Annotated in this window: 11 protein-coding genes; 7 read left to right on the forward strand and 4 right to left on the reverse strand. The window is 64.5% G+C overall.

The window, feature by feature from the left end; translation table 11 throughout:
- Positions 1 to 159: 159 nt before the first annotated feature.
- Both groES and EOA27_RS08835 read right to left on the reverse strand, forming a co-directional pair.
- On the reverse strand, positions 160 to 456 hold the full coding sequence (gene groES / locus EOA27_RS08830; RefSeq protein WP_010915433.1) for a co-chaperone GroES: 297 nt from the start codon (positions 454 to 456) through the stop codon (positions 160 to 162).
- A gap of 229 nt (positions 457 to 685) precedes the next feature.
- Positions 686 to 1,486 (reverse strand): class I SAM-dependent methyltransferase, encoded by an 801-nt coding sequence (locus EOA27_RS08835; RefSeq protein ID WP_126083196.1) that lies wholly within the window; start codon positions 1,484 to 1,486, stop codon positions 686 to 688.
- Positions 1,487 to 1,593: 107 nt separating this feature from the next.
- On the opposite strand from EOA27_RS08835, the gene EOA27_RS08840 reads away from it, so the two are divergent.
- A complete protein-coding gene (locus EOA27_RS08840) occupies positions 1,594 to 2,409 on the forward strand; it encodes a hypothetical protein (RefSeq protein ID WP_245467102.1) in 816 nt (271 codons plus the stop codon).
- Positions 2,410 to 2,416: 7 nt separating this feature from the next.
- Here EOA27_RS08840 and EOA27_RS08845 read toward each other — a convergent pair whose 3' ends face one another.
- Positions 2,417 to 3,178, reverse strand: a complete 762-nt coding sequence (locus EOA27_RS08845) for an SDR family oxidoreductase (RefSeq protein WP_126083194.1) — start codon at positions 3,176 to 3,178, stop codon at positions 2,417 to 2,419.
- Positions 3,179 to 3,284: 106 nt separating this feature from the next.
- On the opposite strand from EOA27_RS08845, the gene EOA27_RS08850 reads away from it, so the two are divergent.
- Positions 3,285 to 4,184 (forward strand): LysR family transcriptional regulator, encoded by a 900-nt coding sequence (locus EOA27_RS08850; RefSeq protein ID WP_126083193.1) that lies wholly within the window; start codon positions 3,285 to 3,287, stop codon positions 4,182 to 4,184.
- Positions 4,185 to 4,231: 47 nt separating this feature from the next.
- Here EOA27_RS08850 and EOA27_RS08855 read toward each other — a convergent pair whose 3' ends face one another.
- Positions 4,232 to 4,858 (reverse strand): TetR/AcrR family transcriptional regulator, encoded by a 627-nt coding sequence (locus tag EOA27_RS08855; RefSeq protein WP_126083192.1) that lies wholly within the window; start codon positions 4,856 to 4,858, stop codon positions 4,232 to 4,234.
- Positions 4,859 to 4,979: 121 nt separating this feature from the next.
- Between EOA27_RS08855 and EOA27_RS08860 the strand changes: the two genes are divergently transcribed.
- The 5 genes from EOA27_RS08860 to EOA27_RS08880 all read left to right on the forward strand — a co-directional run.
- The gene (locus tag EOA27_RS08860; protein ID WP_126083191.1) at positions 4,980 to 6,164 is read left to right on the forward strand and encodes an MFS transporter; all 1,185 of its coding nucleotides are present in this window, start codon (positions 4,980 to 4,982) and stop codon (positions 6,162 to 6,164) included.
- Positions 6,165 to 6,180: 16 nt separating this feature from the next.
- Positions 6,181 to 7,458: a D-arabinono-1,4-lactone oxidase gene (locus tag EOA27_RS08865; protein WP_126083190.1), complete on the forward strand. Its 1,278-nt coding sequence runs from the start codon at positions 6,181 to 6,183 to the stop codon at positions 7,456 to 7,458.
- On the forward strand, positions 7,458 to 8,594 hold the full coding sequence (locus EOA27_RS08870) for an alanine racemase (RefSeq protein ID WP_189343163.1): 1,137 nt from the start codon (positions 7,458 to 7,460) through the stop codon (positions 8,592 to 8,594). The genes EOA27_RS08865 and EOA27_RS08870 overlap by 1 nt, the downstream gene beginning before the upstream one ends.
- 179 nt (positions 8,595 to 8,773) lie before the next feature.
- Positions 8,774 to 9,709: a bifunctional helix-turn-helix transcriptional regulator/GNAT family N-acetyltransferase gene (locus EOA27_RS08875; RefSeq protein WP_126083188.1), complete on the forward strand. Its 936-nt coding sequence runs from the start codon at positions 8,774 to 8,776 to the stop codon at positions 9,707 to 9,709.
- A gap of 273 nt (positions 9,710 to 9,982) precedes the next feature.
- On the forward strand, positions 9,983 to 10,251 hold a 269-nt coding region (locus EOA27_RS08880), incomplete at its 3' end, for a winged helix-turn-helix domain-containing protein (RefSeq protein WP_189561985.1).

Consider the following 10,251-nt stretch of genomic DNA (forward strand, 5'->3'; position numbering starts at 1 on the left):
GTCCGAGGGTCACCTTCACCGCGTCGGCGAGGATGTTGACACCGCGCAGCATGCGCTCACGGGCGTCGCGGGAGAATTTTACGTCTTTTGCAGCCATGGTTAGCTCCTGACAGGGGCTCGGGAAGAGCCCGAAAACTCAGTTGATGGAGAGGCCGAAATTCAGCCGATGATGCCCATGATGTCGGATTCCTTCATGATCAGAAGGTCTTCGCCATTGAGCTTGACTTCAGTGCCCGACCACTTGCCGAACAGGATGCGGTCGCCGGCCTTGACGTCCAGGGGCACCAGCTTGCCGCTCTCGTCGCGGGCGCCGGAGCCGACGGCGATGATCTCGCCTTCCTGCGGCTTCTCCTTAGCCGTGTCCGGGATGATGATCCCGCCGGCGGTCTTGGATTCGGATTCGACCCGGCGAACGACCACGCGGTCATGAAGCGGGCGGAACTTGGACTTTGCCATGTTGTCTTCCTCGAGTGAGAACGGTGAGAACTGTTCCTCCATCCGGCGAGGCCGCCGGATATGAGTTAGCACTCACCAAAGGCGAGTGCTAACGTGGCGCTGAGATAGGCCGGCGCCTTGCCAGAGTCAAGGCGCGCGAAAGGGGCAAGCGGCGCGAAATTTTTCTCAGGCGAAACGTCACCATGAAAAGCGCCTGCTGTCGCGGGACACCGACGAGCAATCCCACCCGTCAGTCCCGGCGCTTCGGCGCTCGCAGCACCAGCAGCGGGCAGCGTTCGGCGAGCCCGTATGTGCCGGTCGAGGCAACGTCGACGTCGTCGAAAAATACCTTGGCTTCCTCGACAAGCGCGCTTACCGGCGCAAAATTGTAGATGACGGATGAGTTACGGTAGACGTCGACGGTGCCGATCACCGGCAACTCCCATCCCGTGCGTGTCGAAAGTTCGTCGCGGTCGGGAAACATCGCTTCGAATTGCTCGAGAATTCCCGTCACCGGTATGACGTAGTCCGGCGCGCCGGCGACCGCGGTCATGGCCACCCGCCATTTGAGGTCGTGAAAGGTCGAGACGCCGCCGGCCAACGCGAGGGCGCGGACATCCCGCGGATCGTCGCGTGTCTCGGGGGAAGCGTACAGCCTGATGCCGGCGCGCCCGTCTGCTTTCAGAACGCGCGCGATGGCTGAAAACAGCGCTTGCCTCGCATCCGCCCCGCCGATGACAGTGAGGCATCCGTCGCCGATCAGCGCATCGACGCTTGCGTCAGACATCGGCGGATCGAACCAGTCGCCGCGTACCGCCTTGCGCCTTTCGGTATCGCCCGGCCAGATGCCGGCGATCATGTCGGCCGACTCGTCGACCGCCGTCATCCTGGCGCCAAGCCCGGCGAGCTCCGGCGTCACGCCGAACATCACGACGTGCGATCGAGCGAGGTCGAGTTCGCGGTTATAGGCCTCGACGACTTCCGGCGGCGGCCTGAGCGGCGACCCCAGCAACTGCCAATGCCTGCGAATTGCATTCCAATGCTCTGTCATCACAAACCCGCCCGTACGATTGTGTTAGAACGCATAATCGAGGACGCTTAAGAAACCAAGCCGGGGGGCGGATGGCACGTATTGCGGTTATCACGCATGAGTTTGACGTGTTTGAACGCCGTCGCGGGCCGTTGCTGCGCCGCGACAGCCCCTACATGCTCTTCGATCTCCTGGAGGAGTTGAAGCGCCGGGGACATTCCGTTCGCATTGTTGCGGGCACGTCGGCCAGGCCAGAGGCGGATATCGCGATACTCCATGTCGACGCGACCGTGACGCCACCCGAATATGTCGAATACGCGCGCACTTATCCCTTCTGCCTCAACATCGGCGCCGCCGATATCTCGAAGCGTCGCGTCAGCGGCGCGGTGATCGACAGGGATCACAGCTGGCGAGGCCCAGTCATCGTCAAGAGCAGCCTCAACAATCTGGGAACGCGGGAGCAGACGCTCAATCGGCGATCGCGGCGCGCCGGCAGGCCGGAGCCGTTTCCCGATGCCAGGCTGCTCGATCGCTACCGCATCCACGGCTCGCTTGCGGAAGTTCCCCCGGCGGTGTTCGACCGCAAGGATCTCGTGGTGGAAAAGTTTGTTCCCGAGCCCGAGCCTGACGGCTTTGGCGCCCGCTTCTGGCTGTTTTGCGGAGAACGCGAGCGTTGTACCCGGCATGTCTCGCCGCAGAACCTGGTCAAAGGCGAAGATACGATCCGACGAGAGCCGGTTCCGGTTCCCGACGAGCTTCGCGCGCTACGGCGCGATCTCGGCTTCGACTACGGCAAATTCGATTTCGTCATGCATGAAGGCAAGGCCCTTCTGCTTGACGCCAACAAGACGCCCGGCCGCGTCCGCAACCTGTCCGCCTTCCTCGCCGCCGGCAATTCAAATCTCGCCGACGGCTTCGAAGGACTGATCCGCCAGGTAACTTAGGCGAACCTCAGATATTCATGCCGCCCGATACTTCGATCCGCTGGGCGTTGACCCAGCGATTGTCGTCGGAGAGCAGCGAGGCGATCATCGGCCCGACATCGTCGGCGACGCCGGCGCGGCCCAGCGCGGTCATCCCGGCCACGACGCGGTTGATCTCGGCGTCGTCGCGCACATGGCCGCCGTTGAAGTCGGTCGCGATCGCGCCAGGCGCCACGGTGTTGGCGGTGATGCGGCGTCCGGCAAGCTCCTTGGCGAGGTAGCGGGTGAACACCTCGACGCCGCCTTTCATCATCGCATAGGCGGACGAGCCCGGCACCGAGAAGCGCGCCAGCCCGCTCGACACGTTGATGATGCGGCCGCTGTCGTTGATCAGCGGCAGCAGCGCCTGGGTGAGGAAGAACACGCCCTTGAGATGGATGTTCATCAGCATGTCGAATTCCTCTTGCGTCGTGTCGGCGATCGGCTTGCGCAGCCCGGTACCGGCATTGTTGACGAGATAATTGAAGCGATCGCGCTGCCAGGTCTCGCGCAGCGTCTTCTTTAATGTCTCGACGAAAGCCGGGAAGCTGGCGACGGCGCCGGTGTCGAGCTCCAGGGCCGCGGCCCGGCCGCCGGCCGCTTCGATCTCGGCGACGGCCGCCTTCGCCTCATCGGCGCGCGAGCGATAGGTGAGGACGATGTCGACGCCTTTGCGGGCGAGGTTCAGCGCTGTGTTGCGGCCGAGACCGCGGCTGGCGCCGGTGATGAGGGCAATGGGACGGGTGGTCATGGCGAAATCTCCTTCTCTTCGGATGGAGATGCATATACTCGCCCATGCAGGCGATATAATCGGGCATGGATTGCCAACACTATTCAGCCTGTGCGAACAATCTGCCATGGATCGTTTTGACACCATGCGACTCTTCACCCGCGTCGTGGAGCGGCGCAGTTTCACCGCGGCAGCCGCCGATCTCGGCCTCCCGCGCTCCAGCGCAACCGCCGCAATCAAGCAGCTGGAGAAGCGGCTTGGTGTGCAATTGTTCCGCCGCACCACGCGCCATGTCACCCCGACGCCCGATGGCGAGGCCTATTACCAGCGCTGTATTGGCATCCTCGCCGACATCGAAGACGCCGAAGGCGGCTTCGGCGCCCATGACGTGCGCGGGCGCCTCAGCGTCGACGTCAATGGCCACATGGCGCGCACGTTCCTCTTGCCGGAACTGCCGGCACTGCTTGCCAGATATCCGGGCCTGTCGGTGCATATCGGCGAGGGGGACCGCCTCGTCGATCTGGTGCGTGAAGGCGTCGACTGCGTGATCCGGGCGGGCGTACTTCCCGACAGCGACATGATCGTGCGGCGTCTCGGCATCGCGCGCGAGATTACCGTCGCGAGTCCCGCCTATCTCGAACGCCACGGTGTGCCGCGCACGTTGGACGATCTTGCCGGCCATATGATGATCGGTTTCGTGTCGTCGCGCACGAGGCAAGTGATGCCGCTGGAATTCATCGCCGACGGCAAGGTTCGTGAAGTGGTCCTGCCGTCGCGAGTCACAGTCGCCAATTCAGACACAAGTGCCGCGCTGGTCCGGCTAGGCTTCGGGCTGTTCCAGGCGCCAAAACTCCGCTACGCCGACGACATCGAGGCCGGCCGGCTGGTCGAGGTGCTTCCCGACAATCCCCCGACGCCGACGCCGATCTCGGTGCTCTATCCGCCCAGCCGCCAGCTTTCGCCTCGGGTGAGGGTGTTTGTCGATTGGCTGGTGGAGATTCTGGGGCCGAAGCTGGAGGAGGCCTGAGGCAGGCAAGTGCGGCGAGGGGACGGCGCCCCCGAGTATGGCGACGGCTACAAAAACAGCCGCAACTGCGTGTGGATGATCGAGCGATAGTCGTCGATCGTGCGTCGGCCTTCTGCCTCGTCCTGCGTCAGCGCCAGCCGCACGACGCCGCCGGCAAGCTGGAAGATCAGGAACACGACCCGCCCGAACGCCTCGCGCTGATCCGCTTGAAGCATGGGCGCGACATGGTCGCAGAATATCTTCGCCTGGTGTCTCGTCTCGGCAATGTCGAGATGCTGCAGCGCCTTGTCGGCCTGGATGGCGTTCTGCAGATCCTGGATCGCCGGGTCAGCCGCGACACGGGTATAATAGTCGTCGAGCATGCGATCGGCCGCCGCCGTTACATCGCTCAACCCGTTTATCCCGGCGATGATCGCGCCGAAGCGCGCCCGGCTTTCCTCGGCAAACCGATCGTAGAGCATCGCCAGGATCGCCGACTTCGACGGAAAGTAGTGATAGACGGTCGCTATCGGCCCGCCGGCCAGCGCGCCCACCTCCTTCATCGTCACCGCGTCGATGCCCTTTTCGCCGATCAGCCGCATGGTCGTGGCGAGGATCGCGTCGATGCGCTCGCGGCTGCGCTCCTGCTTCGGCCTGCGCCTGGGTTCCGTCGCCGTTCGCTTTGCATCCGTCATGGCCCGCATCTTTCCCGGAAAAGTGCGAATTCGCGGTTGACAAGAAACATGATCAAGTATCAGTTTCATTAAATGCTGACAACTTGTCAGTTTTTCGACCGGGCTGCAAGGGAGGCATCTCGTGACTGCATCGCAAGCCGCGCAAGCGGAAGAGGGCGATTGGCTTGTCGGCAATCCGACGGGATCGCAGCTTGCCTCGGCGCTGTGGATCGGCTCGGTCGGCCTGCTCATCCTTGGGCTGCAGCCGGTTCTGCTCGGCGCCCTCTATACCGAAGGCCACGTCACCGGCGACGAGCTGGCGCTGGTCGCCACCGCCGAGATGATCGCGATAGGCATCGGGTCGGCGATCGTGGCCATGTTGCTGCCTGCCAGGAACATGCGCTGGAAGAGCGCGGCGCTGCTCGTCCTGCTCGCGCTCGCCAATTTCTGGACCGCTTATGCCGGCAGCCCCAATGGGCTGATCGGCGCGCGCATACTGGCTGGCGTTGCGGAGGGCGGGCTGGTCGCTGTCGCCACCGAATTGATCGCCCGCTCGCGCCGGGCAGAGCGCATCGGCGGCTATTTCGTCACGCTGCAGACTTTGGCGCAATGCGCGCTGGCGCTGATCCTGGCGCTCTATGCCGTGCCTGCCGCCGGCTCGGCCGGCGGCTTCATCGTGCTCGGCATCGTCTGCCTCTTGTCACTGGTCGTCGCCTGGATCGTGCCGGACGATTATGCCGATCTGCCCAAGGAAGAGCAGTTCGGCAATGTGGCGACAGTGCCGGCGATCACCGCGCTGCTCTCGATCTTCTGCTATTTCATGTTCTTCGGCGCCGTCTGGGCTTTTCTGGAGCCCATCGGCGCGCAGTTCGGCATCGACGGCCGCACCGTCGGCCTGATGGTGTCGGCAAGCCTCGCCGCGCAGGTGATCGGCGCCATGACCGCGACGGTCTTCGAAGCGCGCATCGACTATCGTTTTGCCATCACGATCATCGGGATCGTCGCGGCGATCAGCTCTGTCCTGCTTGCGTCCGGCCCGGGTCTTTCGGTCTTCTGGGCGGTTGCGCTGGTGATGGGCTTCATCCTGCTCTTTATCGTGCCCTATCAGATCCGCATGGCAATCACCGCCGACGAGACGCGAACGGCAGTGCTTCTGGTTCCGGCCGCGCAGCTCTTCGGTCTCGCCATCGGCCCGATCGCCGCCTCGCTTTTGATCGATGCCGGGAATTTCCGCCCGGTGCCCGAATTCGCCGCGGCGACTGCTTTGGCCAGCGTGCTGCTGCTCGGCGTCTTCGTGCTGGTCGCCCGGCGGCACGGTCGGGCCTGAGCGGGGAGAGTCAAAAATGGCAAACGCCTGGAGCAACTGGTCTGGTTTCGTCACGGCTTCCCCGAAATCGATCGCGACGCCGGCCGACGCCGGCGAGCTGGCCGAGCTAGTGCGCTCGGCGCCCGGTCCGCTGCGCGTCGCCGGCGCCGGCCACTCCTTCACGCCGCTGGTGCAATCCGACGGCACCATCGTCTCGCTTGAGAAGATCGAAGGGCTGGTCTCGCACGAACCGGCGGCCGACAGGGCGCGGGTGGGGGCGGGCACGCGGCTCGGCGCCCTGATGCACATCCTGCAAGGCATCGGCCAGGGCCTGCCCAACATGGGCGACATCGACAAGCAGGCGATCGGCGGCGCGCTGGGCACGGCAACGCATGGCTCCGGCCCGACACTGGGCGCCTATCACACGCAGGTCGAGGCGGTGCAGCTCGTCGATGGGCGGGGCAAGCTGCGCGAATACAGCCGGGCCGACGACCCGGACATGATCCACGCCACCGGTGTCGCGCTTGGCGCCTTCGGCATCCTCACCGAAGTGACGATGAACAACATCGCGGCCTACCGCCTGCGACGCCGCAAATGGGTGCTGCCGATTGGCGACATGCTGCGCGATTTCGAAAAGATGATGGCCGCGCATCGTTCGGCCGAATTCTACTACATCCCGTTTTCCGGCTATGCGCAGTTCATTGCCAGCGACCTGAGCGATGCCCAGCCGACGCAGCGGCCGACCGAGGACGACGAGCGGGGCCTGGCGACATTGCGCAAGCTGCGCACCGTGCTGCGCCGGCTGCCATCGCTGCGCCGCGCGCTGATCAAGGGCGCGGTGAAGAAGGTGCCCTCCGAGGATTATGTGCAAGACTGGCTCAACGTCTATGTCAGCGACCGTCGAACCAAATTCAACGAGATGGAATACCACCTGCCATTCGAGGAAGGCCCCAAGGCGTTGGCCGAGATCATCGCGCTGACGGAGAAGCACTTTTCGGAAGTCTATTTCCCGATGGAGGTGCGTTCGGTGGCGCCGGACGAATTCTGGCTTTCGCCCTTCCACAAGCGACTGACCTGCTCGATCGCCATCCACCATGACGCGGCGAATGACCCGCTGCCCTTCATGCGCGCCGCCGAGCCCATCTTCCGCAAATATGGCGGCAGGCCGCATTGGGGCAAGATGCACAGCCTGAAGGCTGCGGATTTCAAGAAGCTTTATCCGCGTTGGGACGACGCGCTTGCCGTGCGCCGCGACATCGATGCCGACAACCGTTTCGTGTCGCCCTATATGGCCGGCCTGTTCGGCATCGAATGATGAGCGCCTATTTCGCTGCCCTGTCCGAGGCGTTGAAGGCAGCCGAGATCTTCCGGCCCTGCCTGGTGCTCGACCGCGACCGGCTGGACGGCAACATCGCGCTGGTGAAGGAGCGGCTGGCGCCCGGCCTTGCCGTTCGGCTGGTCGACAAGTCGCTGCCTTGCATGCCGCTGCTGTCGCATATCGCGCGAGCCCTCGAAACCAACCGCTTCATGACCTTCCATCCGCCGGTGACGCAGGCCGTCCTCGACGGCTTTCCCGAGGGCGATCTGCTCTACGGCAAGCCGATGCCGGTCGGCGCTGCCAGGGCCGCGCTGACAGGAGGTGGCGCCGGCTGGTGGTCACGCGTCTGCTGGCTGATTGACACGCCGGAGCGGCTGGCTGACTACGGCGCCTTGGCCGCCGCGCTCGACACCGAATTGCGCTTCGCCTTCGAGGTCGATGTCGGCCTGCATCGCGGCGGTTTTTCAAGTCCCGCCGAGATCAAGGCGCTGACGGTGCCGGAGCGCCTGCATTGCGAAGGCATCATGGCCTATGAAGCGCATGCGCCGGAGATACCGGGCCTCTTCGGCGGCGCGGCCAGGGCTCTGAAGCAGGCTTCGGCAAAGGCGGCGGAGTTCGCCGCCACCCTCGATCCGGACCGGCGCCGCATCATGAATATCGGCGGCTCGAAGACCGCGCTGCTGCACGGCGGCGGCGTCGCCAACGAAGTGTCGATCGGCTCGGCCTTCGTGCTGCCGAGCGACTTCGACACCCCTGGCCTTGACGGCCTCCAGCCGGCGGCCTTCGTCGCGACGCCGATCCTCAAGGCCCTCGACCCGATGCTGCCCGGTCCGCCGTCGGTTTCCAGGGCGCTGCAGGCGCTCGGCCTCTTCCCGAAGAAGGGCTGCTATCTCTATGGCGGCAAGTGGATGGCCGAACCGGTGTTCCCTGAAGGCATGAAGCCGAACGGCCTGATCGGGTTATCGTCCAATCAGCAGTTCATGGGCCTGCCGGCAGGCGCCGATGTGAAGCCCGGCGACTACTCCTTCCTGCGGCCGACGCAGAGCGAGGCGGTGCTGCAGCATTTCGGGGCGATCGCGGTTTTTGCCGGCGGGCGGATCGGCGAGTTCTGGCCGGTGCTGCCGACGGGGTGAGGCGTTTCAGCGCCTCGCGGCGAGGCCGCCCCCCGCGCTCTCGTCATTTATGGTTTGCACGCGTCGCTTCGCACCTTTCTCCACCCTGGAATGACAAAGTTGTGAGGCATCCCGCTGCAGCCAAGTTATTGACTCAGTCAACTAAATGGTTGATCCTGTCGAGAGCAGGAGGACTTCCCATGACCATCCACGACCACCCCGGCAAGGAGCGCATCGATACGGTGCGCGCCTTCAATCGCTTCTACACCCGCCAGATCGGCCTGCTCGACGAGGGCCTCCTGAAGAGCCCGTTCTCGCTGACCGAGGCGCGGGTGCTCTATGAACTTGCTCATCGCGACGGGCTGGTCGCCAGCGATCTGGTGCGCGACCTCGGCCTCGACCCGGGCTATGTCAGCCGCCTCTTGAAGAAATTCGAGGAGCGTGGCCTGGTCGAGCGCGAAGCCAGCGAGGCGGACGCGCGCCGATCATCGATCGCGCTGACGCCGGCGGGCAGGCAGGCTTTCGCGCCGCTCAACCAGGATTCGCATGACCAGGTGCGCGCGCTGCTCGACCGCTTGCCGCCGGTCGACCAGGAGCGGCTGGTCAACGCCATGCGCACCGTCCAGGACCTGCTCGGGGAAAGGCCCGAACCCAAGGTGCCTTACATCCTGCGGCCGCTCCAGGTCGGCGACATCGGCTGGATCACGCGCCGTCAGGGCATGCTCTACACCGAGGAGTATGGCTGGGACGGAACCTATGAGGCGCTGGTCGCCGAGATCCTCGCTGAGTTCGTCAAGAAATTCGATCCAAAGTGGGAGCGCGCCTGGATCGCCGAGCGCGAAGGCGAGGTGGTCGGCTCGGTCTTCGTCGTGCGCAAGTCGTCCGAGGTGGCGAAGCTGAGGCTGCTCTATGTCGAGCCGTCGGCGCGCGGACTGGGCATCGGCCGGCGGCTGGTCGACGAATGCATCGCCTTTGCCCGCGCCAAGGGCTACAAGACGCTGACGCTTTGGACCAACGACATTCTGGGCTCGGCTCGCCGCATCTACCAGGCTGCGGGTTTCCAGCTGGTCGACGAGGAGCGCCATCATTCCTTCGGCAAGGATCTCGTCGGCCAGACCTGGGATTTGGAGCTGTAGTTCTCCCTTCTCCCGCAGCATCGGGAGAAGGGAGAGTCGTCTCAATTGTTGATCGGCACCCGGATCTCCACCCCGCCATTGCCAGTATGTCCATCGATTCGAGCCGTAGCGTTCGAATTCCGGCGCGTCGGCTCCTCGCATTTGGCGCGCTACTGTAGCGGCGGCGCCGACAGCCAGTTTGATCGAATTGCGCACTGGGCAATAATGAGCGCCGGGCATGCCGCTGCGAGGTGGGATCGAAGCGGCAATGCGGATAGGCGGGAAGGTGTCCCGATGACGACGGCGACGGCCGATCAGGTGTTCCGGTTTGGCGGTTTCACGCTCGATCTCGCCATGGGCACGCTGCGCGGCGTGAACGAGCCGCTGTTCCTGCGCCCGAAAGCATATGCGCTGCTTTCGCATCTCGCCCGCAACATGGGTCGCGTCGTGCCGAAGTCGGAATTGATGGATGTCGTCTGGCCCGACGTTTATGTCACCGAGGATTCGCTCACCCAGTCTGTGCGCGAAATCCGCAAGGTGCTGGGCGACGACATGGTTCGCAC

Source organism: Mesorhizobium sp. M2A.F.Ca.ET.037.01.1.1, from assembly GCF_003998075.1.
Lineage (GTDB): Bacteria > Pseudomonadota > Alphaproteobacteria > Rhizobiales > Rhizobiaceae > Mesorhizobium.